The sequence below is a fragment of the Polaromonas sp. CF318 genome (assembly GCF_000282655.1).
GTDB lineage: Bacteria > Pseudomonadota > Gammaproteobacteria > Burkholderiales > Burkholderiaceae_C > Polaromonas.
Window position 1 is genome coordinate 166,099 of record NZ_AKIV01000039.1, and the last position, 23,184, is coordinate 189,282.

Annotated in this window: 23 protein-coding genes and 1 tRNA gene; 13 read left to right on the plus strand and 11 right to left on the minus strand. The window is 64.3% G+C overall.

All coding sequences use genetic code 11. The annotated features are described in order from the left end of the window. Positions 1–28: 28 nt before the first annotated feature. From miaB to PMI15_RS05570, 4 genes are all read right to left on the minus strand, one after another. Positions 29–1,384, minus strand: coding sequence for a tRNA (N6-isopentenyl adenosine(37)-C2)-methylthiotransferase MiaB (miaB, locus tag PMI15_RS05555; protein WP_007864922.1), 1,356 nt, complete (start codon positions 1,382–1,384; stop codon positions 29–31). 108 nt (positions 1,385–1,492) lie between these two features. Further along, positions 1,493–1,972 carry a hypothetical protein gene (locus PMI15_RS05560; RefSeq protein WP_007864925.1) on the minus strand — a complete coding sequence of 160 codons (480 nt, stop codon included), beginning with the start codon at positions 1,970–1,972 and terminating at the stop codon, positions 1,493–1,495. A gap of 139 nt (positions 1,973–2,111) precedes the next feature. Then, a tRNA-Met gene (locus tag PMI15_RS05565) sits at positions 2,112–2,188 on the minus strand. Positions 2,189–2,415: 227 nt separating this feature from the next. Beyond that, complete coding sequence (locus tag PMI15_RS05570; protein ID WP_007864928.1) at positions 2,416–3,204, minus strand: enoyl-CoA hydratase; 789 nt, start codon at positions 3,202–3,204, stop codon at positions 2,416–2,418. A gap of 112 nt (positions 3,205–3,316) precedes the next feature. On the opposite strand from PMI15_RS05570, the gene PMI15_RS05575 reads away from it, so the two are divergent. Next, positions 3,317–4,138: an enoyl-CoA hydratase-related protein gene (locus PMI15_RS05575; protein WP_007864931.1), complete on the plus strand. Its 822-nt coding sequence runs from the start codon at positions 3,317–3,319 to the stop codon at positions 4,136–4,138. 3 nt (positions 4,139–4,141) lie between these two features. Here PMI15_RS05575 and PMI15_RS05580 read toward each other — a convergent pair whose 3' ends face one another. The 3 genes from PMI15_RS05580 to PMI15_RS05590 are packed head-to-tail and all read right to left on the minus strand — an operon-like array spanning position 4,142 to position 7,890. Continuing rightward, positions 4,142–5,956: a M61 family metallopeptidase gene (locus tag PMI15_RS05580; RefSeq protein ID WP_007864934.1), complete on the minus strand. Its 1,815-nt coding sequence runs from the start codon at positions 5,954–5,956 to the stop codon at positions 4,142–4,144. Between the two features lie 38 nt (positions 5,957–5,994). After that, positions 5,995–6,714: a DsbC family protein gene (locus tag PMI15_RS05585; RefSeq protein WP_007864937.1), complete on the minus strand. Its 720-nt coding sequence runs from the start codon at positions 6,712–6,714 to the stop codon at positions 5,995–5,997. Between the two features lie 57 nt (positions 6,715–6,771). After that, on the minus strand, positions 6,772–7,890 hold the full coding sequence (locus tag PMI15_RS05590) for an FAD-dependent monooxygenase (protein ID WP_007864938.1): 1,119 nt from the start codon (positions 7,888–7,890) through the stop codon (positions 6,772–6,774). 133 nt (positions 7,891–8,023) lie between these two features. On the opposite strand from PMI15_RS05590, the gene PMI15_RS05595 reads away from it, so the two are divergent. Beyond that, the gene (locus PMI15_RS05595) at positions 8,024–8,908 is read left to right on the plus strand and encodes an MOSC domain-containing protein (RefSeq protein WP_007864940.1); all 885 of its coding nucleotides are present in this window, start codon (positions 8,024–8,026) and stop codon (positions 8,906–8,908) included. Here PMI15_RS05595 and PMI15_RS05600 read toward each other — a convergent pair. Next, the gene (locus PMI15_RS05600; RefSeq protein ID WP_157214539.1) at positions 8,893–10,716 is read right to left on the minus strand and encodes a 7TM diverse intracellular signaling domain-containing protein; all 1,824 of its coding nucleotides are present in this window, start codon (positions 10,714–10,716) and stop codon (positions 8,893–8,895) included. The genes PMI15_RS05595 and PMI15_RS05600 overlap by 16 nt on opposite strands. A 103-nt stretch (positions 10,717–10,819) precedes the next feature. On the opposite strand from PMI15_RS05600, the gene ychF reads away from it, so the two are divergent. The 3 genes from ychF (at position 10,820) to PMI15_RS05615 (ending at position 13,248) form a co-directional block, all read left to right on the plus strand. Further along, the gene (gene ychF / locus PMI15_RS05605) at positions 10,820–11,911 is read left to right on the plus strand and encodes a redox-regulated ATPase YchF (RefSeq protein WP_007864944.1); all 1,092 of its coding nucleotides are present in this window, start codon (positions 10,820–10,822) and stop codon (positions 11,909–11,911) included. A 208-nt stretch (positions 11,912–12,119) separates the two neighbouring features. Beyond that, entirely contained in the window at positions 12,120–12,476 is a 357-nt protein-coding gene (locus tag PMI15_RS05610) for a RidA family protein (protein WP_007864946.1), read from the plus strand. A 34-nt stretch (positions 12,477–12,510) separates the two neighbouring features. Beyond that, the gene (locus PMI15_RS05615; RefSeq protein ID WP_007864960.1) at positions 12,511–13,248 is read left to right on the plus strand and encodes an rRNA pseudouridine synthase; all 738 of its coding nucleotides are present in this window, start codon (positions 12,511–12,513) and stop codon (positions 13,246–13,248) included. 12 nt (positions 13,249–13,260) lie between these two features. Here the strand turns inward: PMI15_RS05615 and PMI15_RS05620 are convergent, their stop codons facing one another. Beyond that, positions 13,261–13,743, minus strand: a complete 483-nt coding sequence (locus PMI15_RS05620) for a YqaA family protein (protein WP_007864963.1) — start codon at positions 13,741–13,743, stop codon at positions 13,261–13,263. A 142-nt stretch (positions 13,744–13,885) separates the two neighbouring features. On the opposite strand from PMI15_RS05620, the gene dusB reads away from it, so the two are divergent. From dusB to purH, 3 genes are all read left to right on the plus strand, one after another. Continuing rightward, positions 13,886–14,974, plus strand: a complete 1,089-nt coding sequence (dusB, locus tag PMI15_RS05625; protein WP_007864967.1) for a tRNA dihydrouridine synthase DusB — start codon at positions 13,886–13,888, stop codon at positions 14,972–14,974. Next, the gene (locus tag PMI15_RS05630; RefSeq protein WP_007864972.1) at positions 14,971–15,207 is read left to right on the plus strand and encodes a Fis family transcriptional regulator; all 237 of its coding nucleotides are present in this window, start codon (positions 14,971–14,973) and stop codon (positions 15,205–15,207) included. Before dusB ends, PMI15_RS05630 begins: the two co-directional genes overlap by 4 nt. 61 nt (positions 15,208–15,268) lie before the next feature. After that, positions 15,269–16,852 carry a bifunctional phosphoribosylaminoimidazolecarboxamide formyltransferase/IMP cyclohydrolase gene (purH, locus tag PMI15_RS05635; RefSeq protein WP_007864974.1) on the plus strand — a complete coding sequence of 528 codons (1,584 nt, stop codon included), beginning with the start codon at positions 15,269–15,271 and terminating at the stop codon, positions 16,850–16,852. Between the two features lie 63 nt (positions 16,853–16,915). Here the strand turns inward: purH and hemL are convergent, their stop codons facing one another. Both hemL and PMI15_RS05645 read right to left on the minus strand, forming a co-directional pair. Beyond that, positions 16,916–18,247, minus strand: coding sequence for a glutamate-1-semialdehyde 2,1-aminomutase (gene hemL / locus PMI15_RS05640; protein WP_007864976.1), 1,332 nt, complete (start codon positions 18,245–18,247; stop codon positions 16,916–16,918). Continuing rightward, entirely contained in the window at positions 18,228–19,196 is a 969-nt protein-coding gene (locus PMI15_RS05645; protein WP_051001919.1) for a bifunctional hydroxymethylpyrimidine kinase/phosphomethylpyrimidine kinase, read from the minus strand. The genes hemL and PMI15_RS05645 overlap by 20 nt, the downstream gene beginning before the upstream one ends. A gap of 82 nt (positions 19,197–19,278) precedes the next feature. Here PMI15_RS05645 and PMI15_RS24310 point away from each other — a divergent pair, with 82 nt between their 5' ends. From PMI15_RS24310 to PMI15_RS05665, 5 genes are all read left to right on the plus strand, one after another. Beyond that, positions 19,279–19,452 (plus strand): rubredoxin, encoded by a 174-nt coding sequence (locus tag PMI15_RS24310; protein WP_074576308.1) that lies wholly within the window; start codon positions 19,279–19,281, stop codon positions 19,450–19,452. A 74-nt stretch (positions 19,453–19,526) separates the two neighbouring features. Beyond that, positions 19,527–19,925 (plus strand): PleD family two-component system response regulator, encoded by a 399-nt coding sequence (locus tag PMI15_RS05650; RefSeq protein ID WP_007864980.1) that lies wholly within the window; start codon positions 19,527–19,529, stop codon positions 19,923–19,925. After that, complete coding sequence (locus PMI15_RS05655; RefSeq protein WP_007864987.1) at positions 19,925–20,290, plus strand: response regulator transcription factor; 366 nt, start codon at positions 19,925–19,927, stop codon at positions 20,288–20,290. Before PMI15_RS05650 ends, PMI15_RS05655 begins: the two co-directional genes overlap by 1 nt. A gap of 21 nt (positions 20,291–20,311) precedes the next feature. Continuing rightward, entirely contained in the window at positions 20,312–20,842 is a 531-nt protein-coding gene (locus tag PMI15_RS05660; RefSeq protein WP_007864988.1) for a chemotaxis protein CheW, read from the plus strand. A gap of 30 nt (positions 20,843–20,872) precedes the next feature. Next, positions 20,873–23,164 (plus strand): methyl-accepting chemotaxis protein, encoded by a 2,292-nt coding sequence (locus tag PMI15_RS05665; protein WP_007864990.1) that lies wholly within the window; start codon positions 20,873–20,875, stop codon positions 23,162–23,164. The last annotated feature ends 20 nt before the right edge of the window (positions 23,165–23,184 follow it).

Below are 23,184 nucleotides of genomic sequence, written 5' to 3' on the forward strand. Positions count from 1 at the left end.
CGCGTCGGGTGTTGGAGCAAAGGCGGCCTCAGGCCGCGACGGGGACGTCCCGCGTCAGGACTTCGCCGCGCAGCGAACGCTGTGTCGCCTGGGTGATGGTGATGTCCAGCATCTGGCCGATCAGCCGCGGCTGGCCCTTGAAGTTGACCACGCGGTTGCATTCCGTGCGGCCCATGAGTTCGGTCGGGTCCTTGCGCGAGGCGCCCTCCACCAAAATGCGCTGCACCGTGCCCTGGCGGCTGGCGCTGATGGCGCGCACGCTGTCGTCGAGGGTGGCCTGCAGGTGCTGCAGCCGCCGCAGCTTGACTTCGTGCGGCGTGTCGTCGTGCAGCGCGGCGGCGGGTGTTCCGGGACGCGGGCTGTAGATGAAGCTGAAGGAGGTGTCGTAGCCGATCTCGTCGATCAGCTTCATGAGCTTGTTGAAGTCGTCCTCGGTTTCGCCGGGAAAGCCGACGATGAAGTCGCTGCTCATGGCCAGGTCGGGGCGGATGGCGCGAAGCTTGCGCACGGTGCTCTTGTACTCCATGGCGGTGTAGCCGCGCTTCATCGCCATCAGGATGCGGTCGGAGCCGTGCTGCACCGGCAGGTGCAGGTGGTTCACCAGCTTGGGCAGCCTGGCGTAGGCGTCGATCAGGCTTTGCGTGAACTCGTTGGGGTGGCTGGTCACGTAGCGGATGCGCTCAATCCCCGGAATGTCGGACACGTATTCAAGCAGCGTCGCGAAATCGGCGATCTCGGCGCCGGATTTCTTATCCATGCCCATAGGGCCGCGGTAGGCGTTGACGTTCTGCCCGAGCAGGGTGACTTCCTTGACGCCCTGGTCGGCCAGGCCGGCAACCTCGACCAGCACGTCCTCAAAAGGCCGCGAGACCTCTTCGCCGCGGGTATAGGGCACCACGCAGTAGCTGCAGTATTTGGAGCAGCCTTCCATGATGCTCACGAAGGCGCTGGCGCCCTCGACGCGCGCCGGCGGCAGGTGGTCGAATTTCTCGATCTCGGGGAAACTGATGTCGACTTGCGGCTTGCCCAGGCGGGCCCGGCTGGCCAGCATCTGCGGCAGGCGGTGCAGGGTTTGGGGGCCGAAGACCACGTCGACGTAAGGCGCGCGCTGGATGATGGCCGCGCCTTCCTGGCTCGCCACGCAGCCGCCCACGCCGATCAGCACGCCTTTTTCCTTGAGGTGCTTGACGCGGCCCAGGTCGCTGAAGACCTTTTCCTGCGCCTTTTCACGCACCGAGCAGGTGTTGAACAAAATCAGGTCGGCCTGCTCCATGTCCTGTGTGGGCTCGTAGCCCTCGGCGGCGCGCAGCACGTCGGACATCTTGTCCGAGTCGTACTCGTTCATCTGGCAACCGAAGGTTTTGATAAAGACTTTTTTACTCATGATCTGCTGGCGCCTGGCCGTAGGATTCGCTGTTAAACGGGGGGTGCCCGGGGCCCAGTGAAGAAAGGGGAAATGCCGTGGAGACGGCGAATGCCCGGGCTGGGGAACTCAGCGCTTGTAGGCGGGCAACTGGTCGTACGGCGTCTTGCCGTTGTCCGCCGGCGCCTTGGTGGTGCTGTCGGTGGTGAAGTTGAACAGCGCGGCGGTGCCGCCCGGCCGTTTTTCCTTGGCCTCTTCCGCGTTGAGGATCCAGACTTCATGCACCAGACCGGTGTTGTCGCGCACGTAGTTCACCAGCAAGGGCTTGTTCAGCAGGGGCGCGGACAGCGTGAACTGGTTATTGGCATCGCGTATGCGCGCGCCCACGGAGAGCCGTTCCCGCTTGCCGTCCATGGAAATCACCGGCGGCGCCAGCACCACCATTTCGCCGCGGACGGCTTTGGCCGGGAACTGCCTGACGCTGGGTTTGACGGCTTCGGTGGACGAAGTGGCCTGGACCGCCTGGGTGCTCTGGTCGGTCTGGGCCAGGGCGGCAGAGGCGGCCAGCGCCAGGAGGAAGGGAGTCAGACGGAAGTTGCAGCGGTTCATGGTATGTGTCCAGAGGCTGTTGAATATCAAAAGGATAGCAAAGAATGGCCGAAGCGCGCCATAAAAGACTCGCAAAGGCCCAGAACACAAAGAACAAAGCCCCAGGGGAGGGGACCCTCTGGGGCTTTGAAAGCATTCTTGGTGGTCGTAGGTGGACTTGAACCACCGACATCAGCATTATGAATGCTGCGCTCTAACCAACTGAGCTATACGACCGAAACCCAAGATTATAACTATAAAAACACCCCCGTCCAGGCTCACTGCGTGTAGCCTGTTTCCCCCTCGAGGGGCGGCGCCTGCGGTCTGGCAAAGCCAGTCCCGCGGTGGATATAGCCCCCACGCTTTTCACTTCGTGTAATGCGCTGCCCCCCCCGAGGGGGCCACCCGCCTGCGGCCCGGCAAAGCCGGTTCCGCGGCTCATGCTGGGTTTTCCCGGCCTATTTTTAGCGGTGTTTGAAGACAGGCTTTCGTTTGTTCACGAAGGCGTCCATGCCTTCTTTCTGGTCTTCGGTGGCGAACAGGGCGTGGAACAGGCGCCGCTCAAACATCACGCCGTCGCTGAGGCTGCTTTCAAAGGCGCGGTTGACGGCTTCCTTGGCGGCCATGAGGCTGGGCTGGCCGAAACCGCAGATCATGAGGGCGGCGCCCAGGGCCTCGTCCATCAGCTTGTCCAGCGGCACCACGCGGCTCACCAGGCCCGAACGCTCGGCCTCCTGGGCGTCCATCATGCGGCCGGTCAGGGCCAGGTCCATGGCCTTGGATTTGCCCACCGCGCGCGGCAGGCGCTGCGTGCCGCCGGCGCCGGGGATGATGCCCAGCTTGATCTCGGGCTGGCCGAAGCGGGCGTTGTCGGCGGCGATGATGAAGTCGCACATCATGGCCAGCTCGCAGCCACCGCCCAGGGCGAAGCCGCTGACGGCGGCGATCACCGGCTTGCGCACGCTGCGAATCTGCTCCCAGTTGCGGCTGATGTAGTCCTTGTTGTAGACGTCGGCAAAGGTGTAAGTGGCCATGGCGCCTATGTCGGCGCCGGCCGCAAAGGCCTTTTCGCTGCCGGTCAGGATGATGCAGCCTATGCCCTCGTCGGCGTCAAAGCCCTTGAGCGCCCGGCCCAGCTCGTCCATCAGCTGGTCGTTCAGGGCGTTGAGCTGCTTGGGCCGGTTCAGCGTGACGATGGCGACCTTGCGGCCGTCCGGGCCCTCGGTGCGGGTTTCAATGGTTTCGTAGGTCATGAAAGAGGTCCTTTGCCGGGAATACGAGGAAATGCTGGGGCAATGATGCCATGAGCCGGGACTGTGCCTCGCCCCGCCGCGGGTGCTAGATTCGGGGCAGGAGAGCCCCGCCATGACCGATTCCTCTTCCCTCGCCGGCACCGCCGAACCCGCTGTTTTGTACGCCACGCAAGGCGCCGTGGCCGTCGTCACGCTGAACCGCCCGCAGGCGCTCAACAGTTTTACGCGGCAAATGCACCGCGAGCTCTGGGCCGCGCTGGACCGGGCCGAGGCCGACACGCAAGTGCGCGCCCTGGTGGTCACCGGCGCCGGCCGCGGCTTTTGCGCCGGCGCCGACCTCGCGGAGTTTGATTTCGCGCCGGGCCCCCATCGCGTCGAACGCGCCGATCCGGGTCCGCTGATCGACCAGGCCTTCAACCCCACGGCGCGCCGGCTGCTGGGGCTGCGCATGCCCACGGTGGCCGCCGTCAACGGCGTGGCCGCAGGGGCAGGTGCTTCGCTGGCCATGAGCTGCGACATGGCGGTGGCCGCGCCCGGGGCCAGCTTTATCCAGGCCTTCAGCAAGATAGGCCTGGTGCCCGATGCGGGCAGCAGCTGGCTGCTGGTGCAAAAGCTGGGGCTGGCCCGTGCCATGGGTCTGGCGTTCACGGGCGACAAGCTGCCGGCGGCGCAGGCCATGGAATGGGGCTTGATCTGGGAGGTGGCGGACGACCCGCTGGCCGCCGCCATGGCTCTGGCGCAGCGGCTGGCCGCGCTGCCGACGCGGGCCCTGGTGGCGACACGGCAACTGATGCGCGAGGGTGTCACGCGCACTTTGCATCAGCAGCTGGATGCGGAGCGCGACATGCAGTCGGCCCTGGGCCGCACGCACGATTATTTTGAAGGCGTGGCCGCTTTCCTGGAAAAGCGGCCCGCGGTTTTCAAGGGCGAATAGGCCTCAGCCCTTGGGCCCCAGCCACTGGTCCATCAGCGCCGCGTCCTGCACCGCCAGGCGCCAGGTGGTCAGCGCGGGCGGCATGGCCAGCTCCAGCCGCATCAGGCGCTTGTCGCGCGACACCAGGGCGATGACTTTTTTGGCGTCGCCGGCGTAGTGCGTGAGGTCGTCGAGCCGGCTCATGCGCCAGCCGCCGTCCATGCCCCGCGCCGCGGCTTTGGTGGCGGGCTCCAGCCCCAGCCATTCATCGCCGGCCGCGAAGCCGGCCCGCTCGGCGGCACCGCCGCGCAGCACCGTCTTGATCTGCACCACACCCTGGCTTTCGCCCACGCGCAGGCCCAGCCGGTGGGCCAGCTGGGCGGGCTCTTCGAGCACCGCCACGCCGTGCTGCTGCAGCAGTGCCTTGAGCGGCAACTCGTCCCGCCCGTGGACCCAGCGGGCGAGTTCCGCCGCGTAGGGCCTGTGCCCGGCCGCCGCGAGTTCTTCCACGAAATCGGCCTCGCGCATGGGACCGGCCTTGCAGCGCAGCCAGAGGGCGCGCATCACGTCGTCCAGCGTGCCGGCTTTGGCGCGCCGGTGCTCCCTGGCCTCGCCGCGCAGCGTGAGGTCAAAGCACAGCGCCACCAATGAACCCTTGGTGTAGTAGCTCACCGTGGCGTTGGGCGTGTTTTCATCCTGCCGGTAGTACTTCACCCAGGCATCGAAGCTGGCCTCGGCCACCGACTGCACCAGCCGGCCCGGGGTCTGCATGACCTGGTTCATGGTCTTGTTGAGCAGCTTGAGGTAGCCGGCGTTGTCCAGCAGGCCGGCGCGGCGCAGGAAGAGGTCGTCGTAATAGCTGGTGAAGCCCTCGAAAAACCACAGCATCCGGGTGTAGTTTTCCCTGGTGTAGTTGTAGTTTTCAAACTCCGCGGGCCGCAGGCGCTTGACGTTCCAGGTGTGGAAGTACTCATGGCTGATCAGGCCGCGCAGCGTGGTGTAGCCCTCGGTGCTGCGGGCTTCACCCAGGCGCGGCAGGTCCTGGCGCTTGCAGATCAGCGCGGTGGAGTTGCGGTGCTCCAGCCCGCCGTAGCCGTCGTCGACGGCATTGAGCATGAACAGGTAATTGCGGAAGGGCGTTTTTTTGGCGCCGTGCCAGAAGCGGATCTCGGTTTCGCAGATTTTTTGCGTGTCGGCCAGCAGCCTGGCGCCGTCGAAACTCGCCGTGGCGCCCGCCACCACCACGCGGTGCGGCACGCCGCGCGCCGTGAAGCTACCGCTCCAGAAGGCACCCATTTCCACCGGGCAATCGACCAGCTCGTCGTAGTCGGCCGCCACATAGCTGCCAAAGCCCTGTTTATTGGTGTCGCGCGGCGCCAGGCCCGTGGCCAGCGACCAGCCTTTGAGCGACTTGGGCGCCGGGACCTCCAGCAGGTGTTCGGCCTTTTCCCGGCCCTGCACTCTCAGGCACAGGCTGGTGCCGTTGAAGAAACCACGGTTCGCATCCAGCCAGGCGGTGCGCACCGAGTTGTCGTTGGCATACACCTCGTAGCGCAGCACCAGCGGCCTGGCCGGCGAACATTGAACCTGCCAGCTGCATTTGTCCAGCTGTTCCACGGGTAGCGGCGTAGTGCCCGCTTGCCGGGCCTCGAGCTTTTGCAGGTTTTTGGAGAATTCCCGCACCAGGTAGCTGCCGGGAATCCAGACGGGCAATGAAACCCGCTGCAGCGCGTCAGGCTGGGCGATGGTGAGGGTGACGCGAAAGAGATGGGCGTGAAGGTCGCCGATTTCGACGCGGTAGTGAACAGGGGGGCGGGTATTTCGTGTGGGGCCTGGCATCTTGCGCACAGAATACCCCAGGTTCCGCCCCGGCGGTCTTAGCGCGGTTTTGCGGCGGCCAGTTGCTGCTCGACCTGTTGCGCATTGATGGCGCCGGGGACGCGCGAGCCGTCCTCAAAAAACAGCGTGGGCGTGCCGGTGATCTTGTGTTTCCTGCCCAGGGCCAGGTTGCGTTCCAACGCGGAGGTGTCGCAGCTGCCCTTGGCCACCGGCTGATCGCGCACCATCAGGTCCAGCCAGGCCTTGCCCTGGTCCTTGGCGCACCAGATGTTTTTGGCCTTGTCGGTGGAGTCCTGGCTCAGGATGGGAAAAAGAAACATGTAAACGGTGATGTCGTTGACTTTTTGCAGGTCGCGCTCGAAGCGTTTGCAATAACCGCAATTGGGGTCTTCAAATACCGCCAGCTTGCGCTTGCCGTTGCCGCGCACGATGGTGAAGGCATCCTTGACGGGCAGGGCGGCAAAGTCGATGGCGCTGAGTTTTTCCACGCGCTCTTCGGTCAGGTTGCGTTTGGCTCGCACGTCGATGAGGTTGCCCTGGATCAGGAAGTTGCCTTCGGCGTCGGTGTAGAAAATATCGCTCTCGTTGATCCGGACCTCATAGAGACCGTTGATGGGTGTCTTGCTGATTTCATCGATTTTGGCGAAAGCGGGCATTCTCTCCGCCAGGTTCTTTCGGATCGCGGCTTCCTGTGCAAAGGCGGAGCCCAGGCTGCAGGCCAGCAGGCCCAGCACGGTGATGGTTTTCATAGTTCTCATGGTCATTCCCGGTGTTTCGGCTTTTTTCGGCCGGCCCATTTCACAAAATTTGACAGCTCACAGACCCGCGGCCTGCCGCGTCAGCCAGTTTTTCAGGAAACCGCTGCGTTCAAAGCCCTTCATACCCCAATTACGCAAAGCCTGCCAGCGCCCGTCGGTCTGCGCAAAAAGCCCATGCAGACCGTCAGTCACCGCACCCATGGCCGCGACGTCGGCCTTGCGGGCCCTTTCGTAGCGGCGCAGCAATTTTTCGTCACCCAGCCCGCGCCAGTATTCGCGCTGCGCCAGCACTCCGGCCAGGCAGGCCGCGTCGGCCAGCCCCAGGTTCAGGCCCTGGCCCGCCAGCGGGTGCACTGTATGCGCCGCATCGCCCGCCAGCGCCCAGCCCGGACCCACCCAATGCCCGGCGCTTGACAGCGACAGCGGCCAGCTGGCCCGTTCGCTGGTCAGCCGCAGGCTACCGGCTTCCCGGCCGCACACGGCCTCCAGGGCCTTGCAGAATTCTTCAGGCGACAGTTTTTCCAGCGCACCGGCGCGTTCCACAGAGACTGACCACACCAGCGCCGCCAAGTTCCCCTGGCCGCCGGATAAGGGCAGCAAAGCCACGATATCGCCGCCGGTAAACCACTGGCGCGCCACGCCGTCGTGGGGTGTGCCCAGCTCCAGCCGGGCGGCAATGGCTTTTTGCGGGTAGGGCTTGACCGTCCAGTTGACGGGGCGCAACTGGCCGAATTCGTCGCGGCTGGCGCTTTTCTGGCCTTCGCAGATCACCTGGAGCGCGGCTTTGGCCGGCTCGGCCACGGTTTCAATCTGCGGCTGGTAGCGCACCGCCTGGACCAGTTGCTGCTCGAGCGCCGGGACGTCCACAATCCAGGCCAGCGCGTCCTGGCCCACGCTGCGAGCGGTGAAATCCAGCTTGCCGCCGTCGTCGCCCCAGACCTGCATTTCCAGCACCGGCGTGGCAAAGGCCGCTTCAGGCCAGGCGCGCAAGGCTTCGAGCACGCCGCGCGAGGCGCTGTTCAGGGCATAGGCGCGCACATCGGCGGGTTGTGTGCCCGCGGCTTTTTCAGGGCGGGCGACCAGCGCCACGCGCAAACGCTCGCGCGCCAGCAACAGGGCCAGCGTGCGGCCCACCACGCCGTCGCCGCGAATACAGACATCAAAAGTCTTGGACATGCCCCATTTTAGAAGGCAGTGCAAAATCGGCGTTCCGGGCCAGCCCTTTTCCGCAACATCCCGCGCTTTCCCGCATTCACAAGGATTTGACGACGTGAGCCACGCATTGAACGACACACCGGCGAGCCCCGCCATGGCCGATGCTGCTTTTGACCTGAACGCGGTGATCTCGCGCCTGTATGTGTACCCGGTCAAATCCTGCGCCGGCGTGCAGGTGCAGGAGGCCCTGCTGACCGAGACCGGGCTGGAATTCGACCGCGCATGGATGGTGGTGGACGACAAGGGGCATTTCCTCACGCAGCGCGAATTGCCGCGCATGGCGCTGATCAAGCCGCAGCTCAGGTACCACGACATGGTGCTGCGCGCGCCCGGCATGCTGGCCCTGCATATCGCCCTGGACCAGGTCGAGGAGCCGGTGCGCGTGAAGGTCTGGAAGGACGAGGTCCAGGCTTACGACATGGGCCCTATCGCCGCCCAGTGGTTCAGCGACTTCCTGGGCCGCACGGCGCGCCTGGTGCGCTTCGACCCCGAACACAAGCGGATTTGCAACACCGAGTGGACCGGCGGCCTGGAGGCGCTCAACCAGTTCAGCGACGGCTATTCGCTGCTGGTGCTCAGTGAAGCCTCGCTGGCGCAATTCAATGAAAAACTCGCGGCCGCGGGCGTGGCCGCCGTGGGCATGGAGCGCTTTCGCCCCAACATCGTGCTGGGCGATGCGGCCGGCGACCCCGGCCTGGCGCCGCATGACGAGGACCGCGTCGACCTGTTGCAGATCGCGACGCAGCAGGGCCCGGCGCAGCTCAAGCCCGTCAAGCCCTGCCCGCGCTGCCCGATTCCCAATATCGACCCGACCACGGCGACCAGCAGCCCCGAGGTGGGTGACATGCTGCAGACCTACCGGCAGGATCCGCGCGTCAACGGCGCGCTGACCTTCGGCATGAATGCCATCGTGCTGGCCGGCATCGACCACCAGCTCAAGGTGGGCCAGGCCGTGGGTGCCAGCTACCGGTTTGAATGACTTTTGACCGCCCGCAGCGGCGCATGGGCCGCGTGGGGCGTGTCGGCTGCCGCGACCGCTTGCGGCGCCTGGGGCCCGGAATCATCGGCGCCGTCAAAGCCTGAGTCGGTCGCCAGCGGCATGGGATGGGTCAGTTCCGGTTCCAGGAAACGGATGGGTCGGCGGGTGCGGGCCGCCATGCTGTGCAGCAGGTCGGCCAGCGCGGCCGCGATCTCTTCGTGGCTTCCCATGCGCTCGCTAAAGAGCACGCCCGCGACATGGAACTGCAGCACCACCTCCGGTTTCAGGCCTTTGAGCGGCATGAGGCCGGCGGCGATCAGGCGTGCCGCCAGGTCGGTGACGGGCGCACGCGATGAAACGCCTTCGAGGATCAGGCCGAAACGGGCCTCTTCGATGCGCCCTACCGTGTTGACGTCGCGCAGGATGCGGCGCAGCTTGATGACGCTGCGCAGCAGGCTCTGCTCGGCCACGGCCGTGCCCCAGGTCTTCTTGATGTAGCGGTAGTTGACCAATTCGATGTAGACCACCGCGGCCGGCTCCCTGTAGCGCTGTGCCCGGCCCACCACCTGTTTGAAGCGGTCGTGGAAAAGGTGGGCGGCCAGCAGGCCGGTGAGCGCGTCCTGGCTGGACATGGCCTGCTCCCGCGCTTCCACCGCGTGGCGTTCGCGCGAACGCATGTTCAGCGCCACCAGCAGCAGGGGCACTTCAATCGCCAGCGCCGCCATCAAGCCGTATTGGGAGAGCCAGGAAGCCGAAAACAAACCGAGGATGCTGGTGACGGTCATGAGCGTCACCAGCCCCAGCGGGACGAAGGCCGCCAGCACCCAGAAGCCGACGACGTCCTGGCGCCGCCACGTCATGTAGGCCCGGCTGATCCCCATGACAACCACCGCGACCAGGTAAGCGCTGATGAGGCGCACGCCCAGGCCGCGCTCCAGGACGAGATAGAGCAGGGCCAGCGGCACGCCGGCCGCGCCGGTCCAATAGGCAAGGCGCTCAAACCACCTGTGGCGCGAACCTGCGCCGCACAGATGGTGCACCACCAGCAGCGCCGAGCCGCCGCCCAGGATGGCCAGGCAGCCCTGTGCCATGTTGTTCCAGGCGCTGAAGTTGCTCCACAGCAAATGGCCGGCCACACCGGTCCAGGCCGCCACCACCAGCGCCATGATGGACGCGTAAACGGCATACCAGCCATAGGCCTTGTCGCGGTAGACCCAGCTCTGGACCGCGCAGGCGACGATCAGCAGTACCAATGCGCCGAACACGACGCCGATGGCCAGGTATTCCAGCTGAAGCCGCTGCGCCAGGCTGCTGCGCGTGCTGACCTGGACCGGAATGCTGACTTCCGTCTGGTGCTGTATGCGCACATAGACGTCATGTACGCCGTCGTTCGGCAGGTTGAGCTCGAACTGCCCGTAGCGGCCGGGTTCGGGCCAGCTGGAGACCGCCAGGGTGTCCCCGGCGGTCTGGGAGGTCCAGCCGCCCGTTGCGCTGGTGCGCTGGTACACGGTCACCAGGTCCAGCAGGGGCAGGGGAAAGGCCAGCAGCCAGCTCTGGCGCGAGCCGGAAGACCTGGCAAAGCGGTAATGCAGCCACAGCGCCGCCTGGGGGCCGAGCGAATGAATGGTGTCCGCGGCCGGCGGTACGAAGGCCGCGCCTGCTTTGCTCCCGCCGGCGATTTGTTCAATGCTGGCCTGGCCGCTGGCGTCTATCCACATGAGGCCGCTGGTGCGCGCATCCATGATCGGATTCGCGTCGCTCAGGGCCATGACCGGCTGGGCCTGCGCCGGCCCTGTCTGCAGCAGCAAAGACCCGCCCAGCAAAAGGGTGGCGAAGGCCTGCCGCAAAGCACCCCAATCCCGGCCGAGCGCGCATCGAATACACTTCTCAGCCTGTTTTTGAAGGTTTCTCATGAGTTTGAAGTGCGGCATTGTAGGCTTGCCTAACGTCGGAAAATCCACCCTTTTCAATGCGTTGACCAAAGCGGGGATCGCGGCCGAGAACTACCCTTTTTGCACCATAGAGCCGAATGTCGGCATTGTGGAAGTGCCCGATCCGAGGTTGTCCCAATTGGCGGAGATCGTCAAGCCCGAGCGCATTGTTCCGGCCATCGTCGAGTTTGTGGACATCGCCGGCCTGGTGGCGGGCGCCAGCACGGGCGAAGGCCTGGGCAACAAGTTTCTGGCCCATATCCGGGAAACCGATGCCACCATCAATGTGGTGCGCTGCTTTGAAGACGACAACGTCGTGCATGTGGCGGGCAAGGTGGACCCGATCTCCGACATCGAGGTCATCCAGACGGAACTCTGCCTGGCCGACCTGGCCGCCGTCGAAAAGGCCCTGCAGCGCGTGACCAAGGTCGCGCGCTCAGGCGACAAGGAGTCCGCCAAGCTGGTCGTCATCCTCGAAAAATGCCAGGCTGCGCTCAACGAGGGCAAGCCGGTGCGCACCCTGGACTTCAGCAAGGAAGAGCTGCCGCTGCTCAAGCAGTTCTTCCTGATCACCGCCAAGCCCGCCATGTTTGTGGCCAATGTGGCCGAGGACGGCTTTGACAACAACCCGCTGCTGGACCGCCTGAAGGCTTACGCCGAAGCGCAGAAGGCGCCCGTGGTGGCGATCTGCGCCAAGATGGAGGCCGAAATGGCCGACATGGAAGAGGAAGACAAAAAGATGTTCCTCGCCGAGATCGGCCAGGATGAGCCGGGCCTGAACCGCCTGATCCTGGCGGCCTACAAGCTGCTGGGCCTGCAGACCTACTTCACCGCGGGTGTCAAGGAAGTGCGGGCCTGGACCATCCATGTCGGCGACACCGGCCCTCAAGCGGCCGGCGTGATCCACACCGATTTTGAGAAGGGCTATATCCGCGCCCAGACCATCGCGTTTGCCGATTACATCGCCTACAAGGGCGAGCAGGGCGCCAAGGATGCCGGCAAGATGCGCAGCGAAGGCAAGGAATACGTCGTCAAGGACGGCGACGTGATGAACTTCCTGTTCAGCAGCTGAGCGGCGAGGCTGCCGGCGTGCACCGGCAGCGCACGGCTTGATAAAGCCCCGCCGCCGGCGGCGTGCTGCAAGTCGCGCCACAATGCATGGGACGGCCCGCGCCGCAACATGCCCGCGTGGCTGTTTGAATCTGGCGCCCGGCGGCGCCGTCACCGGCTTGCTGAGCAGGCCGACCCCCCGTTAAACACTTGCTTTGAAAGAGAACACCATGTCCATCCAGCGCATCGAAACCGGCCCCCGCATGTCCCAGGCCGTCGTCCACAACAAAACCGTTTACCTCGCGGGCCAGGTGGCCGGCGATGACGCCGGCCCCGGCGTGTACGAACAGACCCGCAGCATCCTGGCCAATATCGATCGCTTGCTGGCGGCCGCCGGCAGCGACAAGTCGCGCCTGCTGAGCGCCACCATCTGGCTGACCGACATGGACAGTTTCGGCGAAATGAACCGCGCCTGGGAAGCCTGGGTGGTGCCGGGCGCCACGCCGGCGCGCGCCACGGTCATGAGCCCGCGCCTGGCGGCGGCCAAGTACCACGTGGAGATCGGCGTGGTGGCGGCGCAAGCCTGATCCTCCATCCACACGCCATGACGGCCCCGCCGCGATGACAGAACCCGTTCGCCTCGCCAAGCGCCTGGCTGAAATGCTGTCCTGCTCGCGCCGCGAGGCCGAGCAGTACATCGAGGGCGGCTGGGTGAGCGTGGACGGCGTGACGGTTGAAGAGCCGCAGTTCCGCGTGCTGGGCCAGGCCATCGTTCTCGACAAGGATGCCAGCCTGCTGGCGTTGACGCCGGTGACCTTGCTGCTGCACAAACCGCCCGGCTATGAGGCCGGACAGGACGGCAGCGCGGCGTCCCTGGCGGCATTGCTGTCGCCTGCCACGCAATCACCCGGCGACAGCTCCGGCATCCGACCGCTCAAAAAACATTTCTCGTCGGTGGAGCTGGTGACGCCGCTGGCCACGCCGGCCAGCGGGCTGGTGGTGCTGACGCAGGACTGGCGCGTGACACGCAAGCTGCGTGAAGACGCCCGTGTGATGGAGCATGAAGTCGTCGTCGATGTAGCGGGCGACATCAAGCCCGGCGGGCTGGAGCGGCTCAACCGTGTGGACCACGGCTTTACCTACAACGGCGCGCTGCTGCCGCCGGCCAAGGTGAGCTGGCAAAGCGAAACCCGCTTGCGTTTTGCCCTCAAGGGCGAAGTGCCGGGGCAGATCGCCTATATGTGCGAGAGCGTAGGCCTCACGGTGCAAGGCATGAAGCGGCTGCGCATAGGCCGTGTGGCGATGAGCCAGCTGCAGCCCGGCCAGTGGCGCTATTTGCTGCCGCACGAGCGCTTCTGAGCTTCTGATTTCCTAACCGGTCACCACGCCCGGAAATGCCCAGATGAGGCTGCCCGTCATCAGGAAGTAGCGCGCAAATTTCCCCACCGCCATGTAAGCCAGGCAAGGCCAGAACGGAAACTTGAGCCAGCCCGCGACCGCGCACAGCGGGTCGCCCACCACCGGCAGCCAGGCCAGCAGGCAGGCCTTGGGCCCCAGCTTTTCCAGCCAGCGTATCGCGCGGCCATGGTGCGAGGAATGTTTGTACTTGTCCACCACCTTGTGGGCGCCATAGCCCATCCACCAGTCGAGCGCGCCGCCCAGCGTGTTGCCTGCGGTGGCGACCAGCACGGCCGGCCAGAACATGGCGGGATTGAGTTTGACCAGCCCGAAGACCACGGGCTCAGAGCCCAGCGGCAGCAAGGTGGCCGAAATGAAAGACACCACAAAGACCGTGCTCAGTCCGTACTCGGGCAAGGCCAAAATTTCTATCAGGCGGTGAATCCAGGCTTCCATATATGCATTCGAGTATAGGCAGGGCGGGGCACCCCGGCTTGTCGGGAAGACACTTACAAGTCCGTGTGCAAATTTCAATTGCTGAAATTTTGGGCAGGTACAATCGTGCCTCCTTTTTCAGCAAGCCCCCGTCCTCCATCCCATGAACATCGGCCCTTACGCTTTGGCAAACAACCTGTTTGTCGCGCCCATGGCCGGCGTGACGGACCGGCCGTTCCGCCAGCTCAGCAAGAAGCTGGGCGCGGGCTACGCCGTCAGCGAGATGGTGACCTCGCGCAAGGACCTGTGGGACAGCCTGAAGACCTCGCGCCGCGCCAACCATGAAGGCGAGGCCGCTCCCATCGCCGTGCAGATTGCCGGCACCGACGCGCAGATGATGGCCGAAGCCGCCGCCTACAACATAGACCGCGGCGCGCAGATCATCGACATCAACATGGGTTGCCCGGCCAAAAAGGTCTGCAACAAGTGGGCCGGCTCGGCCCTGATGCAGGACGAAACCCTGGCGCTGCAGATCGTGGAGGCCGTGGTCGCCGCATGCGCGCCGCAAGGGGTTCCGGTCACGCTCAAGATGCGCACCGGTTGGTGCCAGGCTGAAAAGAATGCGCTGGCGATCGCCCGCGCCGCCGAGAACGCCGGTGTGCAAATGGTCACCGTGCACGGCCGCACGCGCGAGCAGGGCTACAAGGGCGCGGCCGAATACGACACCATTGCTGCGGTGAAGGCCGCCTTGCGCATTCCGGTGGTGGCCAACGGTGACATCGACAGCCCCGAGAAAGCCCGGGACGTGCTGGCCCGCACCGGCGCCGATGCCGTGATGATTGGCCGCGCGGCCCAGGGCCGGCCCTGGATTTTCCGCGAGGTGGCGCATTTCCTGGCCACAGGCACGCATCTTGCGCCGCCTTTGGTGGCCGAGGTGGAGCGCCTGCTGGTCGACCATTTGCGCGACCACTACGATTTGTACGGTGAATTCACCGGCGTGCGCACCGCGCGCAAGCACATCGGCTGGTACGTGAAGTCCTTGCCCGGCGGCGAGGCCTTTCGCGCGCGCATGAATTTGCTGGAGGACTGCGACGCCCAACTGCGCGCGGTCAGCGTTTTTTTTGAGGGGCTGGGCACGCAGATGGACCGGATTCCGGCCGCTGCTGCCGCGGCCGGCGAAGATGTCGAAGAGGGCGTGCCAGTGCAGGCACGGGCGAACAAAGATAAAAATCAGGAAGAAGCTGCTGCATGAGCAAGAAACACATCGAAGAGTGCGTACGCACCAGTCTGGAAGGCTATTTCAAGGACCTGCGCGGCACCGAGCCCGACGGCATGTACGACATGATGGTCAAGGTGGTGGAAAAGCCCCTGCTGGAGGTCGTCATGCAGCATGCCGAGCAAAACCAGTCGCGCGCCGCCGAATGGCTGGGCCTGAACCGCAACACCCTGCGCAAAAAGCTGGTCGAGCACAAGCTCATCAAATAACAATTCCCGCCGCCCGGACCTTTCCGGGCTTTCGAACCGGCTCCCTTTTGAGAACACCACCATGAACGCACTGATTTCCGTTTCCGACAAAACCGGCATCCTCGAATTCGCACAGGCGCTGCACGCCCTCGGCATCAAGCTGCTGTCCACCGGCGGCACGGCCAAGCTGCTGGCCGACGCCGGCCTGCCGGTGACCGAAGTTGCCGACCACACCGGCTTTCCCGAAATGCTGGACGGCCGCGTCAAGACCCTGCACCCCAAGATCCACGGCGGCCTGCTGGCCCGGCGCGATGTGCCCGAGCACATGGCGGCGCTGAAAACCCACGGCATAGACACCATAGACCTGCTGGTGGTCAACCTTTACCCCTTTGAATCCACCGTGGCCAAGCCCGGCTGCACGCTGGAAGACGCGATCGAGAACATCGACATCGGCGGCCCGGCCATGGTGCGTTCCGCCGCCAAGAACTGGAAGGACGTCGGCGTGCTGACCGACGCCTCGCAGTACGCGGGCGTGCTCGCTGAACTGAAAGCCGGCGGCAAGCTCAGCGACAAGACCAAATTCGCCCTCTCGGTGGCCGCCTTCAACCGCATCAGCCAGTACGACGGCGCCATCAGCGACTACCTCTCCGGCATCCAGGCCGACGGCAGCCACGGGATGTTCCCCGGCCAGGCCAACGGCCGCTTCATCAAGGTGCAGGACCTGCGCTACGGTGAAAACTCGCACCAGCAGGCGGCGCTGTACCGCGACCTGTATCCCGCGCCCGGTTCGCTGGTCACGGCCAAACAGCTGCAGGGCAAGGAGCTCTCGTACAACAATATCGCCGACGCCGACGCCGCCTGGGAATGCGTCAAGAGCTTCGACCTCATCAAGGACGGCGCCGCCTGCGTGATCGTCAAGCACGCCAACCCCTGCGGCGTGGCCGTCGGCAAGGACGGCCTGGAGGCCTACAGCAAGGCCTTCAAGACCGATCCGACTTCGGCCTTCGGCGGCATCATCGCCCTGAACTGCCCTCTCGACGAGCGCGCCGCGCAGCAGATCTCCAAACAGTTTGTCGAAGTGCTGATGGCGCCGGCCTTCACGCCCGAGGCGCTGGAAGTTTTCAAGAGCAAGGTCAATGTGCGCATCCTGCAGATCGACCTGCCGCCCGGCGGTGACACCGCCTGGAAGCAGGGCCGCAACCTGATGGACGTCAAGCGCGTGGGTTCGGGCCTCTTGATGCAGACCGCCGACAACCATGAGCTGGCCATAGGCGACCTCAAGGTCGTCAGCAAGCTGCAGCCAACGCAGGAGCAACTGCACGACATGCTGTTCGCCTGGAAGGTCGCGAAATACGTCAAGTCCAACGCCATCGTGTTCTGCGCCGACGGCATGACCCTGGGCGTGGGCGCCGGCCAGATGAGCCGCATCGACTCGGCCCGCATCGCCTCCATCAAGGCCGCCAACGGAGGCCTGACGCTGCAGGGCTCGGCGGTCGCGAGCGACGCCTTCTTCCCCTTCCGCGACGGCCTCGACGTGGTGGTGGACGCCGGCGCGACCTGCGTGATCCAGCCCGGCGGCAGCATGCGGGATGATGAAGTTATCGCGGCAGCCAATGAGCGCGAGGTGGTAATGGTGCTGACCGGGGTTCGGCACTTCCGGCACTGATTTGGAGGAGACCCGGCTTCCAATCCAGATCTCGCCTTCGCCGCCAGGAGCGGCGCAATCGGTTCAACCCGCTGCGAAAAACTTCGCTGCAGCATCCACCGTGGCGTCGATATCCGCCATCGTGTGCGCTGAACTGACAAAGCCCGCTTCATACAGCGCAGGCGCGTAGTACACCCCGCTGTCCAGCATCGCATGGAAGAAGCGGTTGAACGACGGCCCGTCGGTGGTCATGACCGTGGCGTAGTTCTGCGGCAATTGCCCCATCAGGAAAAAGCCGAACATTCCGCCTTCGCTGTCGCCGCAAAACGGCACGCCGGCCTTGGCGGCCGCCTGTGTGAGGCCTGTGACCAGGTTGCGGGTGCGTTCGCTGAGCGCCTCGTAGAAGCCGGGCCTGGCGATCTCGCGCAGGGTTGCCAGGCCGCAGGCGGTGGCGACCGGGTTGCCTGAGAGTGTGCCGGCCTGGTAGACCGGGCCCAGTGGCGCGAGCTGCTCCATCACGGCGCGGGTGCCGCCAAAGGCCGCCAGCGGCATGCCGCCGCCTATGACCTTGCCCATGACCGTCATGTCGGGTTTGAAGCCGGGAATGGCGCGGGCATAGACGCTTTGCGCGCCACCCAGGGCCACGCGAAAACCGGTCATGACTTCGTCGAACACCAGTAACGCGCCGTGCTGTGTGCACAGTTCGCGGCAGCGTTTCATGAAAGGCAGGCTGGCGCGCACGAAGTTCATGTTGCCGGCGATGGGCTCAATCATCAGGCAGGCGATGTCCTTGCCGTGCAGGGCAAAGGCCTCTTCGAGCTGGGCCAGGTGGTTGTATTCGAGGACCAGGGTGTGCTGCACCACTTCGGGCGGCACGCCGGCGCTGGTCGGGTTGCCGAAGGTGGCCAGGCCCGAGCCGGCCTTGACCAGCAGGGCGTCGGCATGGCCGTGGTAGCAGCCCTCGAACTTGATGATCTTGCTGCGCCCGGTGGCGCCGCGCGCCAGGCGGATGGCGCTCATGGCCGCTTCCGTGCCCGAACTGACCAGCCGCACCATTTCGAGCGAAGGCACGAGCCGCACGATTTCTTCGGCCAGCTCGACCTCGCGCTCGGTGGGCGCGCCGTAGGAAAAGCCCTCCAGCGCGGCTTTTTGCACGGCTTCGAGCACCGCCGGGTGGCCGTGGCCCAGGATCATGGGACCCCAGGAGCCGATGTAGTCGATGTAGCGTTTGCCGTCGGCATCCCAGAAGTAGGCGCCCTGCGCGCGCTGCACGAAACGCGGCGTGCCGCCCACGGCCTTGAAGGCCCGGACCGGGGAATTGACCCCGCCGGGGATCAGTTTTTTGGCGCGTTCAAAGAGGGCGTCGTTGCGGGAGGCTGCCTGGGGCGTTGCGGGCTTAGTGTTTGGTGGTTCCATTGGGGGGCAGGTCAAGAGAGGGTTTGGACGTCAGCTCGACGTCGTCGTTGGCATCGCCCGCTTCGTCCCCGGCTTCGTCTTCGGGGTCGACGTCGGCCTGCGCCCAGAACAGGCGGTCCGGCACGATATTGCCCATGCCGGGGTGAAAACCGGCGTCCAGGCTATGGTCCAGGAAGGTCAGGGCTTCGGCGGTGGCCGCCTGCAGGTCGTGGCCGTTGGCCAGCAGGGCCGAGAGCGCGGCGGACAGGGTGTCGCCGGCACCGGCGAACACGGCCTCGAAGCGTTCGAATTTTTCGCTGTAAAGCACCGCCTGCGGCGTGGCCAGCACGTTGTCGATGAACTGGTCGGGCATGGGGACGCCGGTGACAAGGGTATAGGGCACGCCGAGGTCGGCGGCGGCTTTGGCGATGTCGCGGGCCGAGGGGTTGCGCTCGCCCGGCCAGTCCGGCAGCAGCCAGCGCCACAGGCTGCTGTGGTTACCGACCAACACCGTGGTTTGCGGCAGCATCAGCTCGCGAAAGGCGTCCAAATAGCTGTCAATCTCGCTTTCTTCCCACCAGGAGAGATTGGGCATGTAGGCGATCAGCGGCACATCGGCATAATCCGAGGCGATTTCGGCGATGGTGGAGATGTTTTCGGGGCTGCCGACAAAGCCGACCTTGATGGCCGATACCGGCATGTCTTCCAGCGCCGAGCGGGCCTGGTCTGTTACAGCTTCTTCATCGAAGGCGAAGTGGTCGAAGATTTCGGCCGTGTCGCGCACATAAGCGCCTGTTACAACCGCCAGCGCATGCGCGCCGGCCGAGGTGATGGAGGCGATATCCGCCGTCAGCCCGCCGGCTCCGCTGGGGTCGTTGGCATTGAATGTCATGACGCAGGCCGGTGATGCGTCGGTGTCCTCGATTTGGAGCTGTCGGCTATCCAGTTGAGGTGTTTTGGGGTTTGCCATAGGCTGCGATTTTGCCTTGTACGCGAATAAGCAACGCCGCCTCGATACAATTGTTGCATTCTATTCGAAGGCAACTTAAGCTGTGACTCAATCAACGACGTGGATGTGTTTAATTTGTGGCTGGATTTACGACGAAGCTGCCGGCGCGCCCGAACATGGCATTGCTCCCGGGACGCCATGGGCCCAAGTGCCCATGAACTGGACCTGCCCCGAATGCGGCGCGCGCAAGGAAGACTTTGAAATGGTTCAGATCTAAATGTCCGGATACCAGCCTGGACAATCGCAGGCCGGCGCCAGCCGCCGGTGCCTGCAACATGAGGAGCATAGGCAGTGAGCATTCCCAGTTCCGGACTGAAGGTTTTGGTCATCGATGACAGCAACACCATCCGGCGTAGCGCCGAGATATTCCTGAAGCAGGGCGGGCATGAAGTGCTGTTGGCCGAGGATGGGTTTGATGCCCTTTCCAAAGTCAACGACTACGAGCCCCACCTGATCTTCTGCGACATCTTGATGCCCCGCCTCGACGGCTATCAAACCTGTGCGATTATCAAGCGCAATGTGAAGTTTTCCAACGTTCCCATTGTGATGCTGTCCTCCAAGGACGGCGTTTTCGACAAGGCGCGCGGTCGCATGGTGGGCTCTCAAGACTACCTGACCAAGCCTTTTACCAAAGATCAGCTGCTGCAGACCGTTCAGGAACTCGGCAGCGCCAAACAAGGAGTAGTGTGATGGCAATCAAGAAAATACTGGTAGTTGACGACTCCAAAACCGAATTGATGTTTCTGACCGATTTGCTGGTCAAGAACGGTTTCACGGTCAAAACTGCTGAAAATGCGGAAGATGCGTTCAGGCGCCTCGCAGAAGACAAACCCGAGCTGATCCTCATGGATGTGGTCATGCCGGGCCAGAACGGCTTCCAGCTCACGCGCGCCATCACGCGCGACCCGCTGTACTCCGATATCCCCATCATGATGTGCACCAGCAAGAACCAGGAAACCGACCGGGTCTGGGGCATGCGCCAGGGCGCCCGCGACTACATCACCAAACCGGTGGATGCGGATGAGCTGATGGCCAAAATCAAGGCCCTCGGCTGATTTACGGCGTAAAACCAAAGCATGGCGAACAGACAAGCCCTTAGAGAACTACAAACCCGGCTGGCCGACAGGTTGCAGATTGCGCGCACGCAAGGCGTTGCCGCGTCCTGGCTGGCCGTGGAAGCGGGCGGGAAAAAATACCTCTTTCCCCTGAGCCAGTCCGGTGAAATTTTCCCCTGGGTCAACACACAGCCTGTTCCGTACACGCAAAACTGGTTCGCCGGCGTTGCCAATCTGCGGGGCGGCCTGTTCGGCGTGGTGGACCTCGCCAGCTACGTGAGCGGCCAGGCACCTCCCCCCAAAAATGAACTCGCACGCACCGACTCCCGTCTTGTGGCGCTCAACAGCGCGCTGGAAGTCAATTGCGCGCTGCTGATCGACAAGCTCTCCGGGCTGCGCAACCAGGACGCGTTCAGCGATTTCTCCGAAAAAGCGCCCGACGCGCCCGATTTCTTTGGCAACCAGTATGTCGACCTTAACGGCGCGACCTGGCAGGAAATCAACCTTCAGTTGCTTGCACAGCAAGCGCATTTTTTGACGATAGGCGCATAGCGCACACTGTTTCTCCCCGGAAGGCTCACCATGTCTGTTATTGAAAATATCCAGAAGCTGTTTAAAACAAAGTCCGTCCAGCCCGAGGACAGCATGGACATGGCTTCCGTCGGTACGCCGGACCCCCTGGCGACCGGCGCCATGGATGAAGCCTCCCTGCAGACCGCCGCGGTGCGGCAGGCGGACGGCAATGATGATGCGTTTGGCTCCAGCCGCATGGCGAGCGCCGAGGAATCGGCGTCCGTCGCCAATCCCGAGCTCCTGAGCCTGCCCCTGCTGGGCCGCAAGACCATGGGCCAGCACCAGCGGATTCTGGTGTTTTTCCTGGCGGTGTCGGTGGCAGTGCTGGGTACGGTGACCTTCCTGGCGCTGAATCAGGCGGACAAAGTGGCTCAGCAGGTGGCGGCAACCGGCCAGTCCCTGATGCAGTCGCAGCGTCTGGCGAAATCGGTATCTCAGGCGCTGGTGGGTAGTGCCCAGGCCTTCCCCGACGTGCGCGAAAGCTCCGACGTGCTGGCCAAAACCGTGCGCGGCCTGAAGGCCGGCGAAGACAGCCTGCGCCTGGCGCCGGTGAGCGAAGACCTGCAGCCCGACGTGGAAAAGGTCACCCCCTTCATGGAACGCGCCGAAAAGAACGCCAAGACCGTGATGGGACAGCAAAACATTCTGACCCAGGTGGGTAACGCCCTGCGCACGATTAACCGCCAGTCTTCGGACCTGCTGGAAATCGCCGAAACCGTGTCCTCGCTCAAGCTTCAGCAGAATGCGGCGCCTGCCGAAATTTCCGCCTCCGGCCAGCTGGTGATGTTGACGCAGCGTATCGGTAAATCCGCCAATGAGTTCCTGACCATGGAAGGCGTGAGCCCCGAGGCCGTGTTCCTGCTGGGCAAGGATTTGAACTCCTTCAAGGAAATCGCCCAGGGCCTGCAGGAAGGTAGCCCCGAGCTGCGCCTGGCCGGCTCCAAGGACCCGCAAACCCGTGAACGCCTCGAAGCCTTGATGGCGCTTTACGAGCAGACGCGTGTGCAGGCCGGCGCCATTCTGGGCAACTTGCAGGGCCTGGTGTCCGCCCGTGAAGCGCAATCCTCCATCATTGCCGACAGCGAGCCGCTGCGCCGGGGCCTGGAAGACCTGCAGAGCAAATTGTCCTCGCAGACCGGCCTGGGCGCCACCGCGCTGACGACCCTGGTGGTTGCCGCCGTCTTTGCACTGCTGTGCGCTGCGGGACTGGCCAAACTGCAGGTGGAGGACAGCAAGCAGCGCCAGGCCGTTGCCGAAACCCAGCGGCAGGAAGCGAAGGGCCAGGAGCAGGACGCCAAGCGCGTCAACGACGCCAACCAGGCCGCTATTTTGCGTTTGATGAATGAGTTGCAGACAGTGGCTGAAGGCGATTTGACGCAGGAAGCCACCGTGACCGAGGACATCACCGGCGCTATCGCCGACTCGGTGAACTACACGGTGGAAGAGTTGCGTCAGCTGGTGGGTAACGTGCAGAACACGGCAACACGCGTGGCGCAAACGACGGCCCAGGTGGAAAGCACCTCCACCGAACTGCTGGCGGCCTCCACCGAACAGCTGCGCGAGATTCGCGAAACCGGCCAGTCGGTGCTCGACATGGCGTCCCGAATCAATGAAGTGTCCACGCAGGCGCAGGAATCTTCCCAGGTGGCGCGCCAATCGCTGACCGCCGCAGAATCCGGCCTGCAGGCCGTGCAGAACGCCATCGGCGGTATGAACTCCATCCGCGACCAGATCCAGGAAACCTCCAAGCGGATCAAACGGCTGGGTGAATCGTCCCAGGAGATTGGTGAAATTACCGAACTGATCTCGGACATTACCGAACAGACCAACGTGCTGGCGCTGAACGCGGCCATCCAGGCGGCGTCAGCCGGTGAAGCCGGACGAGGCTTCTCGGTGGTTGCGGAAGAAGTGCAGCGACTGGCTGAACGCTCCGCGGACGCCACGCGCCAGATTTCGGCCCTGGTGAAAGCCATTCAGACCGACACCCAGGATGCGGTGGCCGCTATGGAACGCTCCACGCAGGGTGTGGTGGAAGGGGCCAAACTGTCCGACAACGCGGGTACCGCGCTGACCGAGATTGACCAGGTGTCACGCCGCCTCGCTGACCTGATTGAGCAGATTTCCAACTCCGCCTCCCGCGAAGCCGCTTCGGCCAACGTGGTGGCCGGCAACATCCAGCACATTTTCGCGGTGACGGAGCAAACCGGAGAAGGTACCCGTTCCACGGCGCAGCAGGTGCGCGATCTTTCCCGCATGGCTGAAGAGCTGCGCCAGTCGGTGTCCCGATTCAAGATCGCCTGATGCCGATGCGAGTTTGCCCG

Bases quoted from the DNA above. Each gene is read 5' to 3' on its own strand.
- miaB (WP_007864922.1), bottom strand. From the start codon at position 1,384: ATGAGTAAAAAAGTCTTTATCAAAACCTTCGGTTGCCAGATGAACGAG.
- PMI15_RS05560 (WP_007864925.1), bottom strand. From the start codon at position 1,972: ATGAACCGCTGCAACTTCCGTCTGACTCCCTTCCTCCTGGCGCTGGCC.
- PMI15_RS05570 (WP_007864928.1), bottom strand. From the start codon at position 3,204: ATGACCTACGAAACCATTGAAACCCGCACCGAGGGCCCGGACGGCCGC.
- PMI15_RS05575 (WP_007864931.1), top strand. From the start codon at position 3,317: ATGACCGATTCCTCTTCCCTCGCCGGCACCGCCGAACCCGCTGTTTTG.
- PMI15_RS05580 (WP_007864934.1), bottom strand. From the start codon at position 5,956: ATGCCAGGCCCCACACGAAATACCCGCCCCCCTGTTCACTACCGCGTC.
- PMI15_RS05585 (WP_007864937.1), bottom strand. From the start codon at position 6,714: ATGAGAACTATGAAAACCATCACCGTGCTGGGCCTGCTGGCCTGCAGC.
- PMI15_RS05590 (WP_007864938.1), bottom strand. From the start codon at position 7,890: ATGTCCAAGACTTTTGATGTCTGTATTCGCGGCGACGGCGTGGTGGGC.
- PMI15_RS05595 (WP_007864940.1), top strand. From the start codon at position 8,024: ATGGCCGATGCTGCTTTTGACCTGAACGCGGTGATCTCGCGCCTGTAT.
- ychF (WP_007864944.1), top strand. From the start codon at position 10,820: ATGAGTTTGAAGTGCGGCATTGTAGGCTTGCCTAACGTCGGAAAATCC.
- PMI15_RS05610 (WP_007864946.1), top strand. From the start codon at position 12,120: ATGTCCATCCAGCGCATCGAAACCGGCCCCCGCATGTCCCAGGCCGTC.
- PMI15_RS05615 (WP_007864960.1), top strand. From the start codon at position 12,511: ATGACAGAACCCGTTCGCCTCGCCAAGCGCCTGGCTGAAATGCTGTCC.
- PMI15_RS05620 (WP_007864963.1), bottom strand. From the start codon at position 13,743: ATGGAAGCCTGGATTCACCGCCTGATAGAAATTTTGGCCTTGCCCGAG.
- dusB (WP_007864967.1), top strand. From the start codon at position 13,886: ATGAACATCGGCCCTTACGCTTTGGCAAACAACCTGTTTGTCGCGCCC.
- PMI15_RS05630 (WP_007864972.1), top strand. From the start codon at position 14,971: ATGAGCAAGAAACACATCGAAGAGTGCGTACGCACCAGTCTGGAAGGC.
- purH (WP_007864974.1), top strand. From the start codon at position 15,269: ATGAACGCACTGATTTCCGTTTCCGACAAAACCGGCATCCTCGAATTC.
- hemL (WP_007864976.1), bottom strand. From the start codon at position 18,247: ATGGAACCACCAAACACTAAGCCCGCAACGCCCCAGGCAGCCTCCCGC.
- PMI15_RS05645 (WP_051001919.1), bottom strand. From the start codon at position 19,196: ATGGCAAACCCCAAAACACCTCAACTGGATAGCCGACAGCTCCAAATC.
- PMI15_RS05655 (WP_007864987.1), top strand. From the start codon at position 19,925: ATGGCAATCAAGAAAATACTGGTAGTTGACGACTCCAAAACCGAATTG.
- PMI15_RS05660 (WP_007864988.1), top strand. From the start codon at position 20,312: ATGGCGAACAGACAAGCCCTTAGAGAACTACAAACCCGGCTGGCCGAC.
- PMI15_RS05665 (WP_007864990.1), top strand. From the start codon at position 20,873: ATGTCTGTTATTGAAAATATCCAGAAGCTGTTTAAAACAAAGTCCGTC.